Source organism: Paraburkholderia sp. (assembly GCF_004298475.1).
Lineage (GTDB): Bacteria > Pseudomonadota > Gammaproteobacteria > Burkholderiales > Burkholderiaceae > Paraburkholderia > Paraburkholderia denitrificans.
Window position 1 is genome coordinate 37783 of the sequence record NZ_SCRP01000008.1, and the last position, 24880, is coordinate 62662.

A 24880-nucleotide genomic window follows, 5' to 3' on the forward strand; every position below is an offset into this window, starting at 1 on the left:
TTCGATGATGGAGCCGTTCCTTGTTCGAGGTGGCTCCGTCCGATGTTTTCCATTCCTTATCGTTTGGCATCGAACCGCGTATTCGCGGCTCTTCAGACCGTGGCGAGCGGCGGCGCGCCGCGCCCCGCGGTGCCCGCACCGCGCTTCGCCACACCCGCTGCCTCGGCGGGCGTCGACGACGCTCCTGCCGTGCGCCTCCTCACCGACATGCTGAGCGTTGCGGCACGCCGCAACGCCTCCGATCTTCACGTCGAGCCGCTCGAGCACGGCTGGCGTATCCGGCTGCGCATCGATGGCGTGCTGCACGAGGTGGCGCGGCCGCCCAGGCATCTACGCGATGCGTTCATCACACGCGTCAAGGTGCTCGCACGCATGGATATCGCCGAGCGGCGCGTTCCGCTCGACGGCCGCTTGCGGCTCGTATCGCCGCTGCCGGCGCAAGCCGCCGAAGACTATCGCGTGAATTCGCTGCCTACGTTGTTCGGCGAAAAGCTCGTGTTGCGGCGGCTCGAAGCGTTGCCCGAGAACCTCACGCTCGCGGCGCTCGGGCTCGACGAAGCACAGCGGCAGAGCGTCGCCGATGCGATCCGCGCGCCGCACGGCCTCGTGCTCGTGACGGGGCCGACCGGCAGCGGCAAGACGCTCTCGCTGTACTGCTTCCTGCAGATGCTGAACAACGACTCGCGCAATCTGTGCTCGGTGGAAGATCCCGCGGAGATCCAGCTCGCGGGCATCAACCAGGTCAATGTGCGCGAGAAGGCCGGACTCACGTTTGCCGTCGCCCTGCGCGCATTGCTGCGCCAGGACCCGGACGTGATCATGATCGGCGAGATTCGCGACGAGGAAACCGCGAGCGTCGCGGTGAAAGCCGCGCAGACCGGCCACCTCGTGCTCTCGACACTGCACACCAACGACGCGCCCGCAGCAGCCGCGCGCCTGATCGATATCGGCGTCGAGCCTTATAACCTTGCGGGCGCGCTGCGGCTCGTCACGGCGCAGCGGCTCGTGCGGAGGCTTTGCCCGCAATGCCGCGTGCCGGCGCGGGAATCGGCAGCGGTGTTGCGCGCGGCCGGGCTGGACGGAGATCAAACGATTTACGAAGCATGCGGCTGCGAATCGTGCCACGGCATCGGGTATCGCGGGCGCATCGGAATCCATGAGGTCATGCCGGTCTCGGCTGCGATGCGCGAACGGATCGTCGCGAAGCAAGGTGCACACGTCATTGCCCAGCAGGCGCGCGCGGACGGCGCGGCGACGCTGCGCGAAGCCGCACTGGCACGCGTACGCGACGGTACGACGAGCCTTGCCGAGGCGCTCTCGGCCACGGATTCGCCATGACGCCCGCACGCCCTCATCGGGATCGCGCGCCGTCTGAATGGCGGTTCGCCTGGCGCGGCATTGACGCGACGGGCGCAGTGAGGCGCGGCACGTCGATCGCTATCGACGCCGCTGCCGCGCGCGACGCGCTCAAGCGCGAACGCATCACGATCACAGCGCTCGCACGACAGCGCGAGGCACCCGTCCCACGCGCCGGTCCGGCAGACATCACGCGTTTCACACGCCAGTTGTCGAGCCTCCTGCACGCCGGCCTGCCGCTTGCACCCGCACTCGACCTGCTCGCACAGTCACCGGGACCGCAGGGCATGCCGCGCATCGTCGGCACGCTCGCGCGCGATATCTCGGCCGGCATGCGCTTTTCCGATTCACTCGCACGCCATCCTCAGCGTTTCGGCGCACTGTATTGCCAGCTGGTGGCGGTCGGTGAGGCGTCGGGCGCGCTGGTCGCCGTGCTCGCGCGCATCGCCGACGATCGCGAGCGCGCCGCCGCACAACGCGCGAAAGTGCGCGCTGCACTCACCTATCCGGTTGCCGTGCTGTTGCTCGCGGTCGCGATCACGGCGGCATTGCTCATCTGGGTCGTCCCAACGTTCAGGCAGATCTTCGAAGGCTTCGGCGCGGCATTGCCGGCGCCCACGCAGTTCGTGCTGATGCTGTCAGCGGGGGCGGCACGCTGGAGCCTGCCCGTCGCCGCGTGCTGCGCAACAGCCGTGTTCGCAGCGCGCGGCGCGATGCGACGTTCCGCGCGCGCCCGCATCGCCTTCGGTCGCCTCGCGCTGAAACTGCCGCTCGCGGGCACACTGCTCACCGCACTCTGCGCGGCGCGCTGGAGCCGGGCGCTCGGCACGCTACTCGCCGCAGGCACGCCGCTCGCCGACGCGTTCGACTCGCTCACCCATGCCAGCGGCAACGCACACTTCGACCACGCGACTGTGGGCATCAGCACACGGCTGCGGCATGGCGAGCGGCTCGCAGCCGCCATGCGCGCTGCGGGCTGCTTTCCTGTCGAAGTGATCCAGCCGGTTGCCGTGGCGGAAGAGTCGGGGGCGCTCGACGCGATGCTGCTCGACGTCGCGTCGCTCGCCGACCGTCAGGTTGACGAAAAAATCGGGCTGCTTTCGAGTTTATGCGAGCCGCTTGTGATCGTCGTGCTCGGCGCGCTCGTCGGCGGACTTGTCGTCGCGATGTATCTTCCTATCATTGAACTCGGCAACGTGGTGTAGCATCGCTGCCAGATTCCAATACTGCCCATGCCCGCTCATATTCTGTTCACTTCCGGGTTCGCGTCTGACGGACCACTCGGTGCGTTGCCGCCCGCCCTTCTGGCTTGCCTGGCAATCGTGCTGGGGCTCGTCGTGGGCAGCTTTCTGAACGTGGTCGTGCATCGCTTGCCGATCATGCTCGAACGCGCCTGGCGCGCCGATGCCGCTGCCGCTGATTCCGCCGACGCCGTGGAAACCACCGGCGAGCACTTCGCCGACGACGGCCTGCCCGGCCGCTACAACCTGTGGCTTCCGCGCAGCGCCTGCCCGCACTGCGGCCACGTACTGCGCGCGTGGGAAAACATTCCCTTGCTGAGCTGGCTCGTACTGCGCGGACGCTGCAGCCACTGCCGCGCGCGTGTGAGCGTTCGCTATCCGCTCATCGAACTCGCGGGCGCGCTGTGTGCGCTGCTCGCGCTCGCCGTGTTCGGCCCTTCGGGCAAGGCGCTGGCCGCGTTCGCACTGTGCGCGGCGCTGATTGCTGCAAGCGCGATCGATCTCGAGCATCAGATGCTTTACGACGAAATCACGCAGCCGCTGCTCTGGGCCGGACTGATCGTGAATCTGTCCGGCACGTTCGTCAGCCTGCGCGCTGCGGTAATCGGCGCCATCGCAGGCTATCTCGCACTCTGGTGCATCTACTGGCTGTTCCGGCTGCTGCGCGGCATCGAAGGCATGGGTCAGGGCGATTTCAAGCTGCTGGCTGCGCTCGGCGCGTGGCTCGGCTGGGGCGCGCTGCCCCAGATCGTCGCAATCGCCGCCGTGGCTGGCGCGGTGATCGGACTCGCAGCCACATGGACCGGGCGCATGCGCTTCGAAGAGCCGCTGCCGTTCGGTCCGTATCTTGCCCTGGGCGCGTTTGTCACGCTGTTCGCAGGCACGCCGCTTTATTTTGTGTGGGGGAACTGATCGATGTTCTCAGTCGGACTGACAGGAGGCATAGGCAGCGGCAAATCGACTGTGGCGGATCTGTTTGCGGCACGCGGCGTGCCGGTGATCGACACCGATCTGATCGCCCATCAGATCACGGCTCCCCACGGTGCCGCGATGCCACAGATCCTGGAACAATTCGGCCCCGAATTCGTTGCACCCGACGGCTCGATGGACCGCGCCCGCATGCGCGCGCGGGTCTTTAGCGACGAATCGGCGCGCAAGCGGCTCGAAGCGATTACGCATCCGCTGATCCGCGCGGAAACCGAGCGGGCGTCGCGCGCCGCGAGCGGGCCCTATGTGATCGTCGTGGTGCCGCTTCTCGTGGAATCCGGTACCTGGAAGAAGCGCGTCGACCGTGTCCTCGACGTCGATTGCAGCGTCGAGACACAGATCGCACGCGTGATACGCCGCAACGACTTTACGCGCGAGCAGGTGCTGGCCATCATCGCGCGCCAGGCCACGCGCGAGGCGCGTCTCGCCGCGGCCGATCACGTCGTGCTCAACGACGGCGCATCGCTCGAAACACTCGGCCGCGACGTGGATGCACTGCACGCGGAGTACGTCGCGCTTGCACAGGAACAGGCAGCAGGCCCGCACGCCTGAGCTGCAGCAGCCTCGGCAAGCGTGCCGCCACAGGCGTGCAAAGAAGCGTTCGTCGTACTTAAGCGTTGCTACACGAGCGCGTCATGCTGGCGATCAACCGGTGACAAGTCGGCGATCCACGCGTGATCGGGCTGCGATCGACATGTGGTCCGCCGAAATTACGCGCAACTGCCCGGTCCCCCCGCGATTGCGACCGTAGTCTTGCGGCATTAGAATGTGCTGCAATCCTTCACCGACCACGCCAGAGGCGAGCGCGCTTGATTCTTTACGAGTATCCCTTCAACGAGCGAATCCGTACGCTGCTGCGCCTCGAAGACCTGTTCGAGCGCTTCACGTTTTTCCTGACGCAGGAGGATCCGAGGGAACACCACGTCGCGCTCACCACGCTTTTCGAAATCGCGGAAGTCGCAGGCCGCGCCGACCTCAAGTCGGACCTGATGAAGGAACTCGAAAGGCAACGTCAGACGCTCGCACCGTTCCGCGGCAATCCCGGCATCGAACAGAACGCGCTCGAAACCGTGCTCGGCGAAATCGAGCAGACACTCGCGGGCCTCACGCAGATGCAGGGCAAGACCGGCCAGCATCTCTCCGAAAACGAGTGGCTCACGAGCATCCGCAGCCGCGCGATCATTCCGGGCGGCACCTGCAAGTTCGACCTGCCGTCGTACTACGCGTGGCAACAATTGCATCCCGACCAGCGCCGTCAAGATATCGCCAAGTGGGTGATGCCGCTGCTGCCGTTGCGCGACGCGGCTTCGATCGTGCTGCGTCTCGCGCGCGAATCGGGTCAGGCGTCGAAGGTGATGGCAATGCAGGGCAGCTACCAGCAGATGCTCGCGGGCCGTGCCTATCAGCTGATGCAGGTACGCGTGGCACCGGATTTGCGCATGATCCCGGAAGCGAGCGCCAACAAGTACATGCTGTGGGTGCGCTTCACCGTGCAGGATGGCGATCTGCGGCCGCGCGCCGTCGATGTCGACGTGCCGTTCCAGCTCACGCTGTGCAGCCTGTGATGTCGCGTCACGGCAACATGTTCACCAACGCGGCAGCAGCCGGCTAAGCAAATGGTCACCGTCGTCAAATGTCCGACTTGCGGCAAGGATGTCCGCTGGGTGCCGGAAAACCGGTTCCGCCCGTTCTGCTCCGAACGTTGCAGGCAGATCGACCTGGGCGCCTGGGCCGCCGAAAAGTACCGCATCGGCGGTAACGACGAAGAGACGCCGCCCGAGGACGCGCCCCCCACCGACACGCGCCAGTAAGCAGGTCAACAAGCAGGCCAATAAGCAGACACACCAAAAAGCAAAAAGCCGCTACGCGATTCACGCAGCGGCTTTTTTTGTCGCCTCACTCGGCTGCCAGCAATTCCAGCACGGGAATGGCGGCGGGCAGAAGCGGTTCGACGCTCGCCGGCAGCGACTGCCAGACGAACGCCTGGCCCTCGCGTCCGTGCGGCTCGCCGCTCCACTCGGTCACTTTGCAGAAATAGAGGCGCACGTACGCGTGCGGATAATCGTGTTCGAGCGTGTGCCACAGATGGCACGCCTTCACGTCGATGCCCAGTTCCTCGTGCAGCTCGCGCGCAAGCGCCGCCTCGACCGACTCGCCCGCCTCCAGCTTGCCGCCCGGAAACTCCCAGTAGCCCGCGTAGGGTTTGCCGTCAGGGCGCTGCGCGAGCAGATAGCGGCCGTCCGGCTGCACCATCACGCCAACCGCCACTTCTGTCACCGGACGCGTCTGCGCCTTACCTGCTCCGTTGGCGCCGCTCATGCGTCTTGCACCTTCTTGCCCGACCAGTCGCGCGCGAACTGCCACGCGACGCGGCCCGAGCGCGAGCCGCGCTCCAGCGCCCAGACGAGCGCGTCGCTGCGTGCGGCTTCGACATCGGCGTCGCCACAACCGAAATGGCGCAGCCAGTGGCCGACGATTGTCAGATAGTCGTCCTGCTTGAACGGATAGAAGCTCACCCACAGGCCGAAGCGCTCGGACAGCGAGATCTTCTCCTCGATCACCTCGCCCGGATGGATTTCGCCGTCCGGCATATGCCGGTACGTCTCGTTCTCGCTCATGTACTCGGGCAGCAAGTGGCGGCGGTTCGAGGTCGCGTAGATCAGCACGTTGTCGCCCTGCGCGGCCACCGAGCCGTCCAGCGCCACCTTGAGCGCCTTGTAGCCGGATTCGCCTTCCTCGAACGAGAGGTCGTCGCAGAACACGATGAATCGCTCGGTGCGCCCCGAGATCAGATCGACGATGTCACCCAGATCGTGCAGATCGTCCTTGTCGACTTCGATGAGGCGCAGGCCGTCGTTCGCGAATGCGTTCAGGCACGCCTTGATCAGCGAAGACTTGCCCGTGCCGCGCGCGCCGGTGAGCAGCACGTTGTTCGCGGGCTTCTTCTGCACGAACTGGCGCGTGTTGCGTTCGATGAGATCTTTCTGGCGGTCGATGTTCTGCAGGTCGTCGAGCGTGATCGACGACACCGACGGCACCGGCTGCAGATAGCCGCGGCCCTGACGCTTACGCCAGCGAAACGCCACCGCAGCGTTCCAGTCGACAACCGGAGCGGCCGGCGGCAGCACCGCTTCGAGGCGGCCGATCAATGCTTCGGCGCGGGTCAGAAACTGTTCGAGCTTGTCCATGTGCGTAAGAGCCTGAAGAGCCGTAAGCCGCCAGATCAGGAGCGGTAGTCGGCGTTGATGCTCACGTAGTCGTGCGAGAGATCGCAGGTCCAGACCGTGGCCTGTGCATCGCCGCGGCCGAGCAGCACGCGGATCAGGATCTCGCTCTTCTTCATGACGCGCTGGCCGTCTTCCTCGCGGTACGCCGGGTTGCGCCCGCCGCTCTTCGCGACGAGCACGTCGTCGAGATACAGGTCGATCTTGCCGACATCGAGATCCGTCACGCCCGCATAGCCGATTGCGGCCAGGATGCGGCCGAGGTTGGGATCCGATGCGTAGAAAGCCGTCTTCACGAGCGGCGAATGGCCGATCGCGTAGGCGATCTGGCGGCATTCGGCGACGTCCTTGCCGCCTTCGACCTGCACTGTCATGAACTTCGTCGCGCCTTCGCCGTCGCGCACGATCAGTTGCGAGAGCGTCTGCGCCACGTCGGTCACGGCGTCGCGCAGCGCCGCGTAGGCGGGCGAGTCCGTCGACGTGATGGCCGGCAGGCTCGACTTGCCCGATGCGATCAGCATGAACGAGTCGTTCGTCGACGTATCGCCGTCGATGGTGATGCAGTTGAACGAGCGGTCCGCGACGTGCTTCACGAGTTCGTCGAGCACCGGCTGCGCCACGTTCGCATCGAATGCGAGGAAGCCGAGCATCGTCGCCATGTTCGGCTTGATCATGCCCGCGCCCTTGCTGATGCCCGTGAGCGTGACCGTGTGGCCATCGATCACCACCTGGCGCGACGCGGCCTTCGGCAGCGTGTCGGTGGTCATGATCGATTGCGCCGCGTCGTACCAGTTCGCGGCCTTGCGGTTCGCGAGCGCGGCAGGCAGGCCGGCCTTCAGGCGGTCGACCGGCAACGGCTCCAGAATCACGCCCGTCGAGAACGGCAGCACCTGCGCGGGCTCGATGCCCGCGAGACGCGCGAGTTCATCGCAGGTCGCGCGCGCGTCGGCAAGACCGGGCTCGCCCGTGCCCGCATTCGCGTTGCCCGTGTTGATGACGAGCGCGCGGATTCCCTTGCTGCCGCTACGCACCTTCGCGAGATGCTCGCGGCACACCGTTACCGGCGCTGCGCAGAAGCGGTTCAGCGTGAACACGCCCGCGACGCTCGCGCCTTTGTCGACGGAAATCACCAGCACGTCCTTGCGGTTGGGCTTGCGAATGTTGGCTTCGGCCCAGCCGAGCGTCACGCCGGCGACCGGATGAAGTTGTGCGGGATCGATCGAGGGAAAATTGACAGCCATGGTGGCGACCTGTCGAAAAGGCAATGCCGACCGAGGCGCTTACAGCCTGGCCGGCATTGGGAATCAAAAGGCAAGGCCCAGACACGAAGTCCGGGCCACGGAATCAACTGCGGGGCTAACCGCTGAGCAAACTGCTGAGCCAACTGCGGGGCCGCGCAAAGCCGACGGCGGCGCGCATCACATCAAGCGCGCGCCGCCCGGCATCACGCAATCTTGCCGTGGCACTGCTTGTACTTCTTGCCGCTGCCGCACGGGCACGGATCGTTGCGGCCCACCTTCGGCATGTTCTGGCCGTCCGGCGCGGCGTGCGCGTGGCTCATGGCCGCGCCGACCATCGCCGCAGCGGCGTCGGCCGCAACAGGCGCCGCCGTCACTGCATCGGCTTCGGCGAATTCGGCGTGGCGGAACTCGACATTCTCGAGATGGCCGCCCTGCTCGTCCAGTTGCTCGGCGGCCTCTTCGAGCTGCTCGGGCGACTGGATCTGCACGTTCATCACGATCTTCGTGACTTCGTTCTTCACGGCGTCGAGCATCGCGGCGAACAGTTCGAACGCCTCGCGCTTGTATTCCTGCTTCGGATTCTTCTGCGCATAGCCGCGCAGATGGATGCCCTGGCGCAGATGGTCGAGCGCAGCGAGGTGTTCGCGCCAGCTGCGGTCGAGCGTCTGCAGCATGACCGAGCGCTCGAATGCGCTGAACGATTCGCGTCCGACGAGCGCGACCTTCTGCTCGTAGGCTTCGTCGGCGGCGGCGACCACGGCTTCGAGAATCTCGTCGGCGTCGATCGACGACGACTCGTTGATCATCTCCTGAATCGCCAGGTCGAGCTGCCATTCGTTGCGCAGCACTTCCTCCAGTTCGGGCACGTCCCACTGTTCCTCGATGCTGCCCGCCGGCACGAACTCGCGCACGAGTTCCGACATCACGCCATGACGCATCGCGCCGATGGTTTCGGTGATGTCGTGCGCTTCGAGCAGTTCGTTGCGCTGCTGGTAGATCACCTTGCGCTGGTCGTTCGACACGTCGTCGTATTCGAGCAGCTGCTTGCGGATATCGAAGTTGCGCGCTTCGACCTTGCGCTGCGCCGACTCGATCGAACGCGTGACGATGCCTGCCTCGATCGCCTCGCCTTCGGGCATCTTCAGGCGGTCCATGATGGAGCGCACGCGGTCGCCTGCGAAGATGCGCAGCAGCGGGTCTTCGAGCGACAGATAGAAGCGCGACGAACCCGGATCGCCCTGACGGCCCGCACGGCCGCGCAGCTGATTGTCGATACGGCGCGACTCGTGGCGCTCGGTGCCGATGATGTGCAGACCGCCTGCGGCCTTCACATGATCGTGCAGCGTCTGCCATTCGTCGTTGAGCTGCTGGATGCGGCGCGCCTTTTCGTCGTCGGCGATCGATTCGTCGGCTTCGATGAACGACGCCTGCTTTTCGGCATTGCCGCCGAGCACGATGTCGGTACCGCGGCCCGCCATGTTCGTGGCGATCGTGATGCGCTGCGGACGGCCCGCTTCGGCGACGATCGCCGCTTCGCGCGCGTGCTGCTTGGCGTTGAGCACTTCGTGCGGCAGCCCGGCCTTCGTGAGCAGGTCGGAGAGCAGTTCGGAGTTCTCGATCGACGTCGTGCCGACGAGCACCGGCTGGCCGCGCTCGTAGCACTCGCGGATGTCGCGGATCACGGCGTCGTAACGCTCTTTTGCGCTCTTGTAGATCTGATCCTGCTTGTCGGCGCGCTTGGGCACGCGGTTCGTCGGGATCACGACGGTTTCGAGACCGTAGATCTCGTTGAATTCGTACGCTTCCGTGTCGGCGGTGCCGGTCATGCCCGACAGCTTCGCGTACATGCGGAAGTAGTTCTGGAACGTGATCGAGGCGAGCGTCTGGTTCTCGCTCTGGATCTTCACGTGTTCCTTCGCCTCGACGGCCTGGTGCAGGCCATCCGACCAGCGGCGGCCGGACATCAGACGGCCGGTGAATTCGTCGACGATGACGACTTCGCCGTTCTGCACCACGTAGTGCTGGTCCTTGAAGAACAGCGTGTGCGCGCGCAGGGCCGCGTACACGTGGTGCATCAGTGTGATGTTCTGCGGCGCGTAAAGGCTTTCGCCCTCGCCGATCAGTCCCCACTCGGAGAGCATGCGCTCGGCCTTCTCGTGGCCGGACTCCGTGAGGAACACCTGGCGGCCCTTTTCGTCGAGCGTATAGTCGCCCGGCTTTTCGACGCCCGTGCCGTCGGCCTTCTCTTCGCCGATCTGGCGCTCGAGCAGCGGCGGCAGCGCATTCATGCGCACGTAGAGTTCGGTGTGATCTTCGGCCTGGCCGGAGATGATGAGCGGCGTGCGCGCTTCGTCAATGAGGATCGAGTCCACTTCGTCGACGACGGCGAAGTTCAGCGCACGCTGCACGCGCTGCTCGGTCTCGTAGACCATGTTGTCGCGCAGGTAGTCGAAGCCGAACTCGTTGTTCGTGCCGTACGTGATGTCCGAGCTGTACGCCTGCTGCTTCATGGCGTGGTCCATCTGCGAGAGATTGACGCCGACGCTCAGGCCCAGGAAGTTGTACAGGCGGCCCATCCATTCGGCGTCGCGCTGCGCGAGGTAGTCGTTCACCGTCACGACGTGCACGCCGCGCCCGGAGAGCGCGTTCAGGTAGGCAGCGAGCGTTGCGACGAGCGTCTTGCCCTCGCCGGTGCGCATTTCGGCGATCTTGCCGTAATGGAGCACCATGCCGCCGATCAGCTGGACGTCGAAGTGGCGCATCTTGAGCACGCGCTTGCTGGCCTCGCGGCAGACCGCGAAAGCCTCCGGCAGCAGTTCGTCGAGCGACGCGCCGTTCGCCACGCGCTCGCGGAACTCAGTGGTCTTCGCGCGCAGTTGCTCGTCGCTGTACTGCTCGATCTGCGGTTCGAGCGCATTGATCGCCGCGACCGTCTTCTGATATTGCTTGATCAGGCGCTGATTGCGGCTGCCAAAGATTTTCTGTAAGAAACCGGTGGTCATCGGATCGGTGTCTGCGTCGCGGCTTCGGTCGGGATTCGTGCGTGGTTTTCGGCGTTCAACCTGCCAAACCTGCGGCTGCACCCGAATCGGAAAGACCTCGGCGGCTTAAGCCCAAAATGGTGGATTCGAATCGGGCATTTTAGCACGCACCCTCATGCCCGCTTATGTCAGCGGCAAGACGAGATGACGCGCCAAATGCCCGCACGGAAAGCCTCCCGGCTGAGCGGCCCTGCCTGCTGGCAGGTCCGGTCCAGGCTGCCGGAAGGCGCGTGGGCGCTTGCCGTGCAAGCTACAATGGCGGCAATTGCACGCGACTTTACGTGTGCGCCCGTCCTCTTCCCAACATGAGCCGCTTCTCGCCATTTTCAAGGCCGTCTGCGCCGCGCTACGCCCAGCCCGTGGGCGAACTGCTGAGCCGCACCGACGCGTTCGCGCCGCTGCGCGCCGGCGTCGAGCAGATGGCGGCGATGCAGCGCGACCTCGACGCGCTGCTGCCCGATTACCTCGCGGCCAGCGTGGAGCCGGGCTTCATCAAGGACGGCAAGCTCGCGCTCTTCACCGCCCATAATGCGCTCGCGGCGCGGCTGCGGCATCTGGAACCGCGCCTCGTGGCCGACCTGCAGGCGCGCGGCTGGCCGCTCGACGCCGTGCGTATCCGCGTGCGTCCGCAATCGGTCAAGGAAGCGAAACCGCCGAAGCAGGCGCGCATGACGCCGGTCGGCGCGGCGGCGCTGCAGGCGCTCAGCGAGGAATTGCCGCCTTCGCCGCTGCAAATCGCGCTGGCGAAAATGGCGGCGCGCCATTCGAACAAGCGCTGAAAATGAAAAAGGGCGGCATGATGCCACCCTTTTCGCTGATCGCCTGACGTGTTCGCGTTCGCGCTCAGGCGAATGCGGTCTGCGCTTCGTAGCCGAAGCCGCGCGGCGCCTTGTGCATGTCGTCGAAGGTGACGATCTCGTAAGCGTCCTCGTGCTTGAGCAATTCGCGCAGCAGCAAGTTGTTCAGGCCGTGACCCGACTTGTACGCCGTGTACGACGCGAGCAGCGGGTGCCCCACCACATAAAGATCGCCGATGGCGTCGAGCATCTTGTGCTTCACGAATTCGTCGTCGTAGCGCAGGCCGTCGTTGTTCAGGATGCGGTACTCGTCGAGCACAATCGCGTTGTCCATGCTTCCGCCGCGCGCGAGGCCCAGCTCGCGCATCATTTCGACCTCATGCGCGAAGCCGAACGTGCGCGCGCGCGCGATTTCGCGCACATACGACGTGTTGGCGAAATCGACTTCGAGCGCCTGGCCCGTCTTGTCGACAGCCGGATGGCGAAAATCGATCGTGAACTTGAGCCTGAAGCCGAAATACGGATCGAGGCGCGCAAACTTGTCGCCCTCGCGGATTTCCACGGGCTTCTTGACCTTGATGAATTTCTTCGCGGCGTTCTGCTCTTCGATCCCGGCCGACTGGATCAGGAACACGAACGAGGCCGCGCTACCGTCCATGATCGGAATTTCTTCGGCGGTCACGTCGACGTAGAGGTTGTCGATGCCAAGGCCCGCGCACGCGGACATCAGGTGCTCGACCGTCGAAACGCGCGCGCCGTCTTTTTGCAGCACCGACGCGAGACGCGTGTCGCCAATCGACATCGCCGACGCGGGAATATCCACCGGAGTCGGCAAATCCACGCGCGAAAACACGATGCCCGTATCCGGCGCAGCCGGACGGAGCGTCAAGTCGACTTTGCGGCCCGAGTGCAGGCCGATGCCGACCGTTTTCACGATCGATTTAATGGTTCGCTGCTTCAACATAACCCTGCCCATAGAAAATCCCAATCGGGACTTTTTAACTAATAGCGCGAATTATACTCCAGATATAGGGTTTTCGCTGTTTCCCCCAGCGTGACAATCTGTTTCCCGCTATTACGCGAGCGGGAGAAACAGCGGAGCCGATGTCCGAAACGGAGGCGTTTTCGGTCATCGGCCCGCCTGGTGCGACGTAATGGCCCGTCACATTTGCGCCGCCGGCTCGTTGCGCTGCGGCAACGTGTCGCCGGTCGAAGCGCTCATTCGGGCCTCAACGTTGCGTGGATGTTCGACACATCCTTGACTTCGAACTTGCCGGGTGCTTCGACATCCAGCGTCTTGACTACGCCATCGTCGACCACCATTGCGTAGCGCAGGGAACGAATCCCCATGCCACGCGCCGACAAATCCTGCTCCAGACCAAGCGCCAGGGTGAATGTTGCACTGCCGTCGCCCATCGTGCGTACCTTGCCCGCGGTACGCAGATCGCGTCCCCACGCGCCCGTCACGAACGCATCGCTAACCGACACGTACCAGATTTCGTCGATGCCAGCCGGGGCAATCGCCTCGGCCCACTCGACGTATCCCAGCACCTGTCTCGCCGAAGTCGCGGGCGTGAATGCACGCGGCAATCCGAAGATCACCACGCATTTGCCCGCCGCCTCTTCGCGCACGCTCAGGCTTTTCGGCCCCTGCGTGCAGCCTTCGTGCATGTCCTCGACGAATTCGTGGAGGTTCACGTCCGGCAGCGATTCACCCAGTTCGATCACTACTCGTCCTGCTACTCGTTGTTCGCCTACGTGCGCCAGCGTTCAACGCGCGATATCTCGCCATTATCTGCCACCAGGCTTTCAGAATCGTCAGACGGAACACCGTCCTCCCTGCTCGCAGAAACGCAAGCGGGCAACCATCCCTGCCGATCGTCCTCGCGGACGCGGCCCTGCTGGCTTTCATCGCGACGCTTCGCGCGCGTCGGCCGGAGCTGGCGTATCGACCCAAGTCTGCGTCTCGACCGGAGCTGGCGCTTTAGCGCCCACTCAGATCCCGCATCGCTCACTCAGATCCCGCCGTGCTTACTCCGGCCTGGCCGCACCGCACGCTGGTCCCATGTACGCCAGCCCTCAGTCCGCCTGCTTGCGCAGGAACGCCGGGATATCGTACGTATCGACGCCCTTTTCCTGCAGCGCCTGAACATGCGAAGCCGCGGTGTCGCGCGACGTGCGCCACACAGCCGGCGTATCGAGCGCGCCGTAATCGGCCGTCGCGCCCGCCGAGGACTGCGGTGCGTACGCCTGCATCGCCGGAACCGGATGGTTGTCCGTGCCGGTGCGCAGCAGCGTCATCGGCGCCGCCGACTGCTGCTTCTTCGCCGCGCGGCCAAGACCCGTTGCGACCACCGTCACGCGCAGCGCGTCGCCCATCGCGTCGTCGTACACCGCGCCGAAGATCACCGTGGCGTCTTCCGCCGCGTAGCTCTTGATGGTGTTCATCACTTCGCGCGTTTCCGACAAACGCAGCGAGCGGCTCGACGTGATGTTGACCAGCACGCCGCGCGCGCCGGACAGATCGACGCCTTCGAGCAGCGGGCTCGCCACGGCCTGTTCGGCTGCGAGGCGCGCGCGATCGACGCCGGCAACCGTCGCCGTGCCCATCATCGCCTTGCCCTGCTCGCCCATCACCGTCTTCACGTCTTCGAAGTCGACGTTCACGAGACCGTCGACGTTGATGATTTCGGCGATACCGGCCACTGCGTTGTTCAGAACGTCGTCCGCGCACTGGAAGCACTTGTCCATCTCGGCGTCATCGCCCATCACGTCGAACAGCTTGTCGTTGAGCACGACAATCAGCGAGTCGACGTGATCCTCCAGTTGCTGCGCACCGGCTTCTGCCACGCGCATACGCTTGCCGCCTTCGAACTCGAACGGCTTGCTCACGACGCCAACAGTCAGAATGCCCATTTCCTTGGCGATCTGCGCCACGACCGGGGCTGCGCCCGTGCCGGTGCCGCCGCCCATGCCCGCGGTGATGAACACCATGTGCGCGCCGAGCAGTGCGTCCGCGATGCGCTCGCGTGCTTCTTCAGCCGCCAGGCGGCCCATTTCCGGCTTCGCACCGGCGCCAAGGCCAGTGTTGCCGAGCTGGATCACGGCTGATGCGCGCGAGCGCGAAAGCGCCTGCGCATCCGTGTTCATCACGATGAAGTCGACGCCCTGAACGCCGCGGTTGATCATGTGCTGCACGGCATTGCCGCCAGCGCCACCTACGCCCACCACCTTGATGATGGTGCCGTTGGTTTCCGTTTCCAGCATCTGGAATTCCATGTTGCCTCCGTCAAGAAAGAGATACCGCTCTTCGGCCGTTATCCGCAGGAAGATCGGGCAACCTTCCTGTGCGCGCCGGCCGCCGTCACCGGCGCGTATTCTCATCTGCCAATTACTTGTTTCCTGCCTGTTCCCTGCTTATTACCTGCTTGTTCCCTGTCGTCAGAAGTTGCCGAGGAACCAGTCCTTCATCCGCGTGAAGACCTGGCCCATCGATCCCGACTGCACTGCAACCTTGCGACCGCGCATGCGCTGCGAGCGGCCTTCCGCGAGCAGGCCCATCGCCGTCGAGTAGCGCGGATTGCGCACGACGTCAGCGAGACCGCCCGCATACTCCGGCACGCCAATGCGCACCGGCTTGAGGAAAATGTCCTCGCCGAGTTCGACCATGCCCGGCATCATCGCGGCGCCGCCCGTCAGCACGACGCCCGAACTCAGCAGTTCTTCGTAACCCGACTCGCGCACCACCTGCTGCACGAGCGAGAAAAGCTCTTCCACGCGCGGCTCGATCACAGCCGCCAGCGCCTGGCGCGACAGCGTGCGCGGACCGCGCTCGCCGAGCCCCGGCACTTCGATCATCTCGTCCGGATCGGCCAGCGCCTGCTTCGCGATGCCGTAGCTCACCTTGATGTCTTCCGCGTCGGGCGTCGGCGTGCGCAGCGCCATCGCGATGTCGCTCGTCACCTGGTCGCCCGCGATCGGAATCACCGCCGTCTGGCGAATCGCGCCTTCACTGAAGATCGCGATGTCGGTCGTGCCGCCGCCCACGTCCACCAGCACGACGCCGAGTTCCTTTTCGTCCTCGGTCAGCACCGCGAGCGACGACGCCAGCGGCTGCAGGATCAGATCGTTCACTTCGAGGCCGCAGCGGCGCACGCACTTCACGACGTTCTGCGCCGCGCTCACCGCGCCCGTGACGATGTGCACCTTCACTTCGAGACGGATGCCGCTCATGCCGATCGGCTCGCGCACATCCTCCTGGCCGTCGATGATGAATTCCTGCGTGAGGATGTGCAGCACCTGCTGGTCGGTCGGGATGTTGATCGCCTTCGCGGTCTCGATCACGCGCGCGACGTCCGCCTGCGTGACTTCCTTCTCCTTGATCGCGACCATCCCGCTCGAATTGAAGCTGCGGATATGGCTGCCCGCGATGCCGGTAAACACGTTCGTGATCTTGCAGTCCGCCATCAGCTCCGCTTCTTCGAGCGCGCGTTGAATGGACTGCACCGTGGCCTCGATATTCACCACGACGCCCTTCTTGAGCCCCTTCGATTCGCTCTGGCCGAGTCCGATCACCTCGTAGTGGCCTTCGCCCTTCAATTCGGCGACGACGGCCACCACCTTCGACGTCCCGATGTCGAGGGAGACCAGCAGATCTTTGTAGTCTTTACTCATAGCGTGCTCGTTGCGTGTGATGTGCTGTTACTTCTTGCCGGGGGCCGTGTCGCTGATAAAGCGCATGCCGGCCGCTCGAATCGCAAATCCATTCGGATAGCGCAAATCCGCATACTCGACGTCTTCCCCCCAACGTTGCGTGACCGCTGCCCATGCCGCGATGAGCCGGCGCGAGCGCTCCCCGAGCGTTTCCGCGTTGCGCTCGCGGCCCAGTTCCACCTGCGTGCCGTTCGAAAGCTTGACGGTCCATGCGTAGCGCGGCGAGAGCGTCACTTCGTCCGGGGTGAGGCCGAGAGGCGCAAACCATTTGACGAAATCGCGGTAACGCGCAACGACCTCTTTCGCACTGCCTTCGGGACCGTCGAACGCGGGCAGTTCCTCGTCGAGTTCGGCCTGGTTCGCGGTGAACAACTCGCCGTCCGTGCTCACGAGCTGATCGCTGCCCCAGGTGGCGATCGGCTTGTACTCTTCGAGGTTCACCGCCAGCGCGTTCGGCCACACGCGGCGCACGCTCGCGTGACGCACCCACGGCATCTGCTCGAAGGCCTGGCGCGCGGCATCGAGATCGACGGTGAAGTAGTTGCCTTTCAGCCGGCCCACCACGCTCGCGCGCACGGTCGGCGCATTGATGTGATCGGTGTCGCCCTCGATGCGGATTTCGCGCAGCGCAAAATTCGGCCGCTGCACCAGCCAGAAACCACCGGCCACCAGCAATGCGAGCGCGAGAAACGCGTGCATTGCATTGGCGGCGAGGTTGAGCTGGCGTACGTTATTCCACATGTCGAGATTGTTGCGTCAGTTGGCTTAATTCAATTCGTCGGTAAAGGTCCGTTAGTGGCGTCAATTAGTGGCGTCAATCCTTCAACGTAAGCGCGAGCACCTGCACAACCAGATCCTGATACGAGATGCCGATGGCGCGCGCCGCCTTCGGCGGCAGCGAGTGATCGGTCATGCCCGGCGCCGTGTTCACCTCGAGGAAATACGGGTTGCCCGCGCCGTCGATCATGAAATCGGCACGGCCCCACTCGGAGCAGCCGAGCACCTCGAACGCGCGGCGCGCGAGCTTCTTCAGGCGCGCCTCTTCCTCCGGCGCCACGCCGCACGGAATCAGGTATTGCGTGCTGTCGAGGAGATACTTCGCGTCGTAGTCGTAGAACTCGCCCGCGGGCACGATCTTGATGAGCGGCAAGTCGAGATCGCCCGCGATGCACGCGGTGTACTCGCCGCCGCCTTCGATGCTCTTCTCCACCAGCACGATCTTGTCGAACTTCGCGGCCTCTTCGAGCGCCGGTGCGAGTTCGGCGGCGGTCTTCACCTTGATGACCGCGACGCTGGAACCTTCGCACGCCGGCTTCACGAAGAGCGGCAGGCCGAGCTTCGCGACGATGGCCGGCGCCTTCGCCGCGTAGTCGTCGTCGCGCAGCACGGTTTCGAACGGCGGCGTCGGAATGCCGAGCTGCTGCCACACGAGCTTGGCGCGGAATTTGTCCATGCCGAGCGCCGAGCCGAGCACGCCCGTGCCCGTGTAACGGATGCCCTCGAAGTCGAGCGCGCCCTGGATCTGGCCGTTCTCGCCGTAGCCGCCGTGCAGTGCGTTGAACGCGCGCACGAAGCCCTCTTCCTTGAGCGCCGAAAGCGGCCGCTCGGACGGGTCGAACAGATGCGCGTCGATGCCCGCGCCACGCAGCGCTTCATACACGAGGCGGCCGGACTTCAGCGAAACCTCGCGCTCGGCGGACACGCCGCCGAGCAATACCGCCACCTTGCCGAACCGCCTGGGATCAATGCCGCTCATCTCACACCTTCTCTTCGCTGGCAGCGACGCGACCCGGCACACTGCCGATCGACCCCGCGCCCATCGTGATCACCACATCGCCGTCGCGCACCATTGCGGCAAGCGCGTTCGGCACCTCGTCCACCGTTTCGACGAACACCGGCTCGACCTTGCCTGCCACGCGGATCGCACGCGCAAGCGCGCGGCCATCGGCGGCAACGATCGCCGCTTCGCCCGCGGCGTAGACATCGGTCAGCACGAGCGCGTCGACGGTTGACAGCACTTTGACGAAATCTTCGAAGCAGTCACGCGTGCGCGTATAGCGGTGCGGCTGGAACGCGAGCACGAGACGGCGCCCGGGAAACGCGCCGCGCGCAGCAGCGATGGTCGCGGTCATCTCCACCGGGTGATGGCCATAATCGTCGATCAACGTGTAAGTGCCGCCGCCGTTGACCGCAATTTCGCCGTAGCGCTGGAAGCGGCGGCCCACGCCGTTGAATTCGGCGAGCGCGCGCTGGATGTCCGCGTCCTTCACTTCGAGTTCGCTCGCAATCGCAATCGCGGCCAATGCGTTCTGGACATTGTGCGTACCGGGAAGGTTCAACACGATGTCGAGCGACGGCGCGTCTTCGCGCATCACCGTGAAGTACATCTTGCCGTCGCGCGCGACGACGTTGACCGCGCGCACCTGCGCCTCGGGCGCGAAGCCGTAACGGATGATCGGCTTCGAGACGAACGGCAGGATCTGCTTCACGTTCGGGTCGTCGACGCAGAGCACCGCAATGCCGTAGAACGGCAGCCGGTGCGTGAATTCGATGAACGCCTGCTTCAGGCGCGCGAAGTCGTGCCCGTAGGTGTCCATGTGATCGGCGTCGATGTTCGTGATGACTTCGATCACCGGCAGGAGATTGAGGAACGAGGCGTCCGACTCGTCGGCTTCCGCGACGATGAAGTCGCCCGTGCCGAGCCGCGCGTTCGCGCCGGCGCTGATGAGGCGTCCGCCGATCACGAAGGTCGGATCGAGTCCGCCCGCGGCGAGCACGCTCGCGACGAGCGACGTGGTCGTGGTCTTGCCGTGCGTGCCGGCAATCGCAATGCCCTGCTTCAGGCGCATGAGTTCCGCGAGCATCACCGCGCGCGGCACGATCGGCACGCGCAGATGGCGCGCCGCGAGCACTTCGGGGTTGTCGCTGCGCACTGCCGTCGAGACGACCACGGCGTTCGCGCCTTCGATGTTCTGCGCGTCATGGCCGATGGCGATGCGCGCGCCGAGCGCGGCGAGACGGTCGGTGACCGCGTTCTGCGTGAGGTCCGAGCCGCTGACCTGATAGCCGAGCGTGACGAGCACTTCGGCAATGCCGCTCATGCCCGCGCCGCCGATGCCGACGAAATGAATATGTTTGACGATGTGTTTCATTGCTTTCCTCCCGGACTGGCACCGGCCACGGCCGCGCAAATGCTTGCGACCTGATCGGCGGCGTCGGGTTTCGCGAGCGCGCGGGCGCGCCCAGCCATTTCTGCCAGCGATTGTCTGGTTTGTTGCCGCAGCCAGGCGGCGAGCGATTCCGCCGTCAGGTCGCGTTGCTGCACCACGCGCGCCGCGCCCTGGTCGGCAAGGAATGCGGCGTTGGTGGTCTGATGGTCGTCCACGGCGAACGGGAACGGCACGAAGCACGCCGCAACGCCCACCGCCGCGATTTCGGCCACGGTCATCGCGCCCGAGCGGCAGATCACGAGATCGGCGTCCTCATAGGCGCTCGCCATGTCGTCGATGAACGGCACGAGCCGCACCGCGTCATCGGATGCGGCGGGATCGAGCAGGCCCGCTTCGACGTAGTTGGCCTTCAACGCGTCGATATGCTTCGCACCCGCCTGATGCACGACGCGCGGACGCTCGTCTCGCGCGATGAGCGCGAGCGCGCGGGGCACCACGTCGTTGAGCGCCGCCGCGCCGAGGCTGCCGCCGACGACGAGCACGCGCAGCGGACCGCTGCGTGCCGCGTAGCGCGCCTGCGGCTCGCCGACGTGTTCGAGTTCCTCGCGGATCGGATTGCCGGTCCACTCGGCGTGCGGCAGCGCGCCCGGAAACGCGACGAGCACGCGCTTCGCGAGCTTCGCCAGCACCTTGTTGGCGAGGCCCGCAATCGAGTTCTGCTCGTGCAGCACGAGCGGCGCGCCCGAAAGCGCGCTCATCACACCCGCGGGGAACGTGATGTAGCCGCCCATGCCGAGCACGACATCGGGCTTCACGCGGGCGAGCGCCGCGCGGCTCTGCGTGAATGCGCGCAGCAGGTTGAGCGGCAGCATCAGCTTGGTCTTGATGCCCTTGCCGCGCACGCCGCCGAAGCGCACGAATTCCATCGGAATGCCGTGCTTCGGCACGAGCGTCGCTTCCATGCCCGCGGGATTGCCGAGCCACACGACGCGCCAGCCCCACGACTGCATGCGGTGCGCGACCGCGAGCCCGGGGAACACATGTCCGCCCGTGCCGCCAGCCATCACCATGAGCGTGCGGTTCATACCTTCCCCCCACGCATCAGCACGCGATTTTCGTAGTCCACGCGCAACAGCAGCGCGACGGCGACGCAGTTGAGCAGAATGCCCGAGCCGCCGTAGCTCACGAGCGGCAGCGTGAGACCTTTGGTCGGCAGCAGGCCGAGGTTCACGCCCATGTTGATGAACGCCTGCGCGCCGAACCACACGCCGACGCCCTTCGCGACGAGCCCCGCGAACGTGCGGTCGAGCGCAAGCGCCTGGCGGCCGATCTCGAACGAGCGGCGCACGATCCAGTAGAACAGCAGGATCACGACCAGCACGCCGACAAAACCGAGTTCCTCGCCGATCACGGCGAGGATGAAGTCGGTGTGCGCTTCGGGCAGATAGTTGAGCTTTTCGACGCTGCCGCCCAGCCCGACGCCGAACCACTCGCCGCGCCCGAACGCGATCAGCGAGTGCGTGAGCTGATAGGCCTTGCCCTGTGCGTAGCGGTCGTCCCACGGATCGAGATACGCGAAGATCCGCTCGCGCCGCCAGGGCGATGCCCACACGAGCAGCGAGAACGTACCGACCGCCGTCGCGACGAGGCCGCCGAACAGCTTGCCGTTCACGCCGCCGAGAAAGAGCACGCCCATCGCTATCGCGGCGATCACCATGAACGCGCCCATGTCGGGTTCGAGCAGCAGCAGCGCGCCGACGACGCCGACCGCGAACGCCATCGGCAAAAAGCCCTTGGCGAAGCTGTGCATGTATTCCTGCTTGCGCACCGTGTAGTTCGCCGCGTAGATCGTCACGGCGAGCTTCATGATTTCCGATGGCTGCATGTTGGTGATGCCGAGCGGAATCCAGCGGCGCGCGCCGTTGACGCCCTTGCCGATGTGCGGAATCAGCACGACGACGAGCATGACGAGCACGATGATGAAGAGCTTCGGCGCGTAGCGGTCCCACGTCGAAACGGGGATGCGGAATGCGATCGTCGCCGCGATTGCGGCCACCACGAGCGAAATGAGGTGGCGCAAGAGGAACGCGTAGTCGTGATACGAGGCGTACTTCGGCGAATCGGGCATGGCGATCGATGCCGAATACACCATCACGACGCCGAGCCCGAGCAGCGCGATCACGACCCACACGAGCGAGTGGTCGTAGTCCAGCATGCGCGAGCGCGCGGGCCGCACGCCGCTGACGACGCTCGCGAGCCCGCTCGCGCGCGCAGCGGCGGCGCCCGTGGCGCTACCTGATTTGCCACCCAGGGCGCCGCCCTGGTCGCCGCGCTCGCCGAGGAATCGCGAACCGAACCGTTCGGACCAGCTCATATCATCGTCCCCCGTTCAGCGGCGATTTCCTCGACCGTGTCGTGGAACACGGCCGCGCGATGGGCATAGTTTTTGAACATGTCGAGACTCGCGCACGCAGGCGAGAGCAGCACGACGTCGCCGGGTTGCGCGAGCGCCGTGGCGGCGCGCGTCGCGGCTTCGAGCGTCGGGTGATCGTCGATGACGATGCCGGTCGGCTCCAGCGCGGCGCGAATCTGCGGCGCGTCGCGGCCGATCAGCATCACGGCGCGGCACCAGCGCGCGACCGGGGCCGCGAGCGGCTCGAAATCCTGGCCCTTGCCGTCGCCGCCCGCGATCAGCACCGCGCGTTGCGCGAGACCGTCGAGCGCGGCGACCGTCGCGCCGACGTTCGTGCCCTTGCTGTCGTCGACGTAGTCGATGCCTTCGATCGACGCGATCAGCTCCACCCGATGCGGCTCGCCGCGATAGTCGCGCAGGCCGTGCAGCAGCGGCGCGGCAGGCAGGTCGATGGCGCGCGTGAGCGCGAGCGCCGCCAGCGCGTTCGCCGCGTTGTGCAGGCCGCGAATGCGCAGCGCGTCCGCCGGCATCAGACGCTTGAGGCCGAGGTTCGCGGGCGCGCTTTCCTGCTGCTTGCGGCGGCGCGCGGAAACCGGCTCGTCCGTCGCGTCGCGGTCGTACGCCTGCACGAGCCACAGCATGCCGTTCTCGCGCGAGAGGCCATAGTCGCCGTCGCGCTGCGGTTCGTCGACGCCGAACGTTACCGCGCGCGCCGCGCTGTCGGCCACGGGCGCGAGCGCCATCACGCGCGCGTCGTCGCGGTTGAGTACACGTGTGGTCTGCGGCCCGAAGATGCGGCCCTTCGCGGCGGCGTAGGCATCCATGCCGCCGTGCCAGTCGAGGTGATCCTGCGTGATGTTGAGGACGGCGGCCGCGTCCGGCGCGAACGTTTGCGATGTCTCAAGCTGGAAGCTCGACAATTCGAGCACCCAGACATCGGGCAGCGCGGTGTTGTCGATTGCGTCCGCAAGCTTGTCGAGCATCGCCGGGCTGATGTTGCCCGCGACCGCGACGCGCTTGCCCGCGCGCTCGCAGAGCATGCCCGTGAGGCTCGTCGTCGTGGTCTTGCCGTTCGTGCCGGTGATCGCGAGCACCTTCGGCGTGTAGCCGCTCTCGCCGAGATGACGCAGCGCCTGAGCGAACAGTTCGAGTTCGCCCCAAACGTCGATGCCGCGCTCGCGCGCCGCCGCGATCAGCGGCACGAGATCGGCGGCAAGCGGCGAGAGACCCGGGCTGATCGCGACGAGATCGACGCCGTCGAGCAACGCGGTCGTGAACGCCCCGCCGATGAAATCGGCATCGATGCCGCGTGCGGCGAGTTCGGGCAAGCCGGGCGGCGCGACGCGCGTGTCGGCAATGCGCAGGCGGCAACCGTGCCTGGCGCACCAGCGCGCCATCGCGAGGCCCGATTCGCCGAGCCCCAGCACGAGCACCATCGGCTTTTGCCGATCCCGAAACTTCTCGCCAAACATCGCTTGATTCCCTTTGTGACTTACCAGTTGGACTGCTTGCCTAGCCTGCAAACTCAGCGCAACTTCAGCGTGGACAGACCGAACAGACACAGCATCAGCGTGATGATCCAGAAACGCACGACAACCTGCGTCTCCTTCCAGCCGGACAATTCGAAGTGGTGATGCAGCGGCGCCATCTTGAAGATGCGGCGGCCTTCGCCGAAACGCTTCTTCGTGTACTTGAACCATGTGACCTGCAGCATCACGGAGAGCGTTTCCGCGACGAAGATGCCGCCCATGATGAAGAGCACGATCTCCTGGCGCACGATCACGGCGATGGTGCCGAGCGCGCCGCCGAGCGCGAGTGCGCCCACGTCGCCCATGAACACCTGCGCGGGATACGTGTTGAACCAGAGAAACGCGAGCCCGGCTCCGCCCATCGCCGAGCAGAAGATCATCAACTCGCCCGCGCCGGGAATGTGCGGGAACAGCAGATACTTCGAGTACACCGAGCTGCCCATCACATAGGCGAACACGCCGAGCGATCCGCCGACGAGCACGACCGGCATGATGACGAGGCCGTCGAGGCCATCGGTGAGATTGACGGCGTTGCTCGCGCCGACGATCACGAAATACGTGAGCGCGATGAAGCCCCACACGCCGAGCGGATAGCTGATCGACTTGAGGAACGGCAGCACGAGGTCGGCGCGCGCGGGCAGGCCGATCGAAAAGCCGCTTCTGACCCACGCCATGAAGAGATCGAACACGCGCACGTTGTTCGCCTCGGACACGCTGAACGCGAGATACACGGCCGCGAAAAGACCGATCACCGACTGCCAGAAATACTTCTCGCGCGACGACATCCCGCGCGGGTCCTTGTAGACGACCTTGCGATAGTCGTCCACCCAGCCGATCATGCCGAAGCCGAACGTGACGAGCATCACGATCCAGATGAAGCGGTTCGTGAGATCGCCCCAAAGCAGCGTGGATACCGCAATGCCCATGAGGATCAGCACGCCGCCCATCGTCGGCGTGCCCGATTTCACGAGGTGCGTCTGCGGACCGTCCGTGCGGACCGCCTGGCCGACCTTCATCTCGGTCAGCTTGCGGATGACCCACGGGCCGCAGAAAAGCCCGATCGCCATCGCGGTGATGGTCGCCATCACCGCGCGGAACGTCAGATAACTGAACACGCGCAAGAAGCTTGCGTCATTCTGCAGCCATTGCGCCAGCGCCAGTAGCATGC

Annotated in this window: 22 protein-coding genes; 7 read left to right on the forward strand and 15 right to left on the reverse strand. The window is 65.4% G+C overall.

The window, feature by feature from the left end; translation table 11 throughout:
• Positions 1–42 precede the first annotated feature (42 nt).
• From EPN59_RS04560 to EPN59_RS04585, 6 genes are all read left to right on the forward strand, one after another.
• Positions 43–1338: a GspE/PulE family protein gene (locus EPN59_RS04560; protein ID WP_293045610.1), complete on the forward strand. Its 1296-nt coding sequence runs from the start codon at positions 43–45 to the stop codon at positions 1336–1338.
• A complete protein-coding gene (locus EPN59_RS04565) occupies positions 1335–2561 on the forward strand; it encodes a type II secretion system F family protein (protein ID WP_293042841.1) in 1227 nt (408 codons plus the stop codon). The genes EPN59_RS04560 and EPN59_RS04565 overlap by 4 nt, the downstream gene beginning before the upstream one ends.
• 27 nt (positions 2562–2588) lie before the next feature.
• Positions 2589–3509, forward strand: coding sequence for an A24 family peptidase (locus EPN59_RS04570; RefSeq protein ID WP_293042843.1), 921 nt, complete (start codon positions 2589–2591; stop codon positions 3507–3509).
• A 3-nt stretch (positions 3510–3512) separates the two neighbouring features.
• Positions 3513–4136: a dephospho-CoA kinase gene (coaE, locus tag EPN59_RS04575; protein WP_293042845.1), complete on the forward strand. Its 624-nt coding sequence runs from the start codon at positions 3513–3515 to the stop codon at positions 4134–4136.
• 257 nt (positions 4137–4393) lie between these two features.
• Positions 4394–5149, forward strand: coding sequence for a cell division protein ZapD (gene zapD, locus EPN59_RS04580; RefSeq protein WP_293042848.1), 756 nt, complete (start codon positions 4394–4396; stop codon positions 5147–5149).
• A 51-nt stretch (positions 5150–5200) separates the two neighbouring features.
• Positions 5201–5395 (forward strand): DNA gyrase inhibitor YacG, encoded by a 195-nt coding sequence (locus EPN59_RS04585; RefSeq protein ID WP_293042850.1) that lies wholly within the window; start codon positions 5201–5203, stop codon positions 5393–5395.
• 85 nt (positions 5396–5480) lie between these two features.
• On the opposite strand, the gene mutT is transcribed toward EPN59_RS04585, so the two are convergent.
• The 4 genes from mutT to secA form a co-directional block, all read right to left on the reverse strand.
• The gene (gene mutT / locus EPN59_RS04590) at positions 5481–5903 is read right to left on the reverse strand and encodes an 8-oxo-dGTP diphosphatase MutT (protein WP_293042853.1); all 423 of its coding nucleotides are present in this window, start codon (positions 5901–5903) and stop codon (positions 5481–5483) included.
• Positions 5900–6772 carry an ATP-binding protein gene (locus EPN59_RS04595; RefSeq protein WP_293042855.1) on the reverse strand — a complete coding sequence of 291 codons (873 nt, stop codon included), beginning with the start codon at positions 6770–6772 and terminating at the stop codon, positions 5900–5902. The genes mutT and EPN59_RS04595 overlap by 4 nt, the downstream gene beginning before the upstream one ends.
• A gap of 35 nt (positions 6773–6807) precedes the next feature.
• Complete coding sequence (gene argJ / locus EPN59_RS04600) at positions 6808–8049, reverse strand: bifunctional glutamate N-acetyltransferase/amino-acid acetyltransferase ArgJ (protein WP_293042857.1); 1242 nt, start codon at positions 8047–8049, stop codon at positions 6808–6810.
• A gap of 203 nt (positions 8050–8252) precedes the next feature.
• The gene (gene secA / locus EPN59_RS04605) at positions 8253–11051 is read right to left on the reverse strand and encodes a preprotein translocase subunit SecA (RefSeq protein ID WP_293042859.1); all 2799 of its coding nucleotides are present in this window, start codon (positions 11049–11051) and stop codon (positions 8253–8255) included.
• Between the two features lie 344 nt (positions 11052–11395).
• Here secA and EPN59_RS04610 point away from each other — a divergent pair, with 344 nt between their 5' ends.
• The gene (locus EPN59_RS04610) at positions 11396–11869 is read left to right on the forward strand and encodes a DUF721 domain-containing protein (RefSeq protein ID WP_293042897.1); all 474 of its coding nucleotides are present in this window, start codon (positions 11396–11398) and stop codon (positions 11867–11869) included.
• A gap of 64 nt (positions 11870–11933) precedes the next feature.
• Here EPN59_RS04610 and lpxC read toward each other — a convergent pair whose 3' ends face one another.
• From lpxC to mraY, 11 genes are all read right to left on the reverse strand, one after another.
• Positions 11934–12851 carry a UDP-3-O-acyl-N-acetylglucosamine deacetylase gene (gene lpxC / locus EPN59_RS04615; protein ID WP_293042862.1) on the reverse strand — a complete coding sequence of 306 codons (918 nt, stop codon included), beginning with the start codon at positions 12849–12851 and terminating at the stop codon, positions 11934–11936.
• A gap of 254 nt (positions 12852–13105) precedes the next feature.
• A complete protein-coding gene (locus EPN59_RS04620) occupies positions 13106–13615 on the reverse strand; it encodes a peroxiredoxin (RefSeq protein WP_293042864.1) in 510 nt (169 codons plus the stop codon).
• 351 nt (positions 13616–13966) lie between these two features.
• A complete protein-coding gene (ftsZ, locus tag EPN59_RS04625) occupies positions 13967–15166 on the reverse strand; it encodes a cell division protein FtsZ (RefSeq protein WP_293042899.1) in 1200 nt (399 codons plus the stop codon).
• A gap of 162 nt (positions 15167–15328) precedes the next feature.
• The gene (gene ftsA, locus EPN59_RS04630; protein ID WP_293042867.1) at positions 15329–16561 is read right to left on the reverse strand and encodes a cell division protein FtsA; all 1233 of its coding nucleotides are present in this window, start codon (positions 16559–16561) and stop codon (positions 15329–15331) included.
• 27 nt (positions 16562–16588) lie between these two features.
• Complete coding sequence (locus EPN59_RS04635) at positions 16589–17341, reverse strand: cell division protein FtsQ/DivIB (protein ID WP_293042869.1); 753 nt, start codon at positions 17339–17341, stop codon at positions 16589–16591.
• A 73-nt stretch (positions 17342–17414) separates the two neighbouring features.
• Complete coding sequence (locus tag EPN59_RS04640) at positions 17415–18356, reverse strand: D-alanine--D-alanine ligase (RefSeq protein WP_293042872.1); 942 nt, start codon at positions 18354–18356, stop codon at positions 17415–17417.
• A gap of 1 nt (position 18357) precedes the next feature.
• The gene (gene murC, locus EPN59_RS04645) at positions 18358–19752 is read right to left on the reverse strand and encodes a UDP-N-acetylmuramate--L-alanine ligase (protein WP_293042874.1); all 1395 of its coding nucleotides are present in this window, start codon (positions 19750–19752) and stop codon (positions 18358–18360) included.
• Complete coding sequence (gene murG / locus EPN59_RS04650) at positions 19749–20855, reverse strand: undecaprenyldiphospho-muramoylpentapeptide beta-N-acetylglucosaminyltransferase (protein WP_293042877.1); 1107 nt, start codon at positions 20853–20855, stop codon at positions 19749–19751. The genes murC and murG overlap by 4 nt, the downstream gene beginning before the upstream one ends.
• Positions 20852–22144, reverse strand: a complete 1293-nt coding sequence (ftsW, locus tag EPN59_RS04655) for a putative lipid II flippase FtsW (protein WP_293042878.1) — start codon at positions 22142–22144, stop codon at positions 20852–20854. The genes murG and ftsW overlap by 4 nt, the downstream gene beginning before the upstream one ends.
• The gene (gene murD, locus EPN59_RS04660) at positions 22141–23655 is read right to left on the reverse strand and encodes a UDP-N-acetylmuramoyl-L-alanine--D-glutamate ligase (protein ID WP_293042880.1); all 1515 of its coding nucleotides are present in this window, start codon (positions 23653–23655) and stop codon (positions 22141–22143) included. The genes ftsW and murD overlap by 4 nt, the downstream gene beginning before the upstream one ends.
• Positions 23656–23708: 53 nt before the next feature.
• Positions 23709–24878, reverse strand: coding sequence for a phospho-N-acetylmuramoyl-pentapeptide-transferase (gene mraY, locus EPN59_RS04665; RefSeq protein ID WP_293042882.1), 1170 nt, complete (start codon positions 24876–24878; stop codon positions 23709–23711).
• Positions 24879–24880 lie beyond the last annotated feature (2 nt).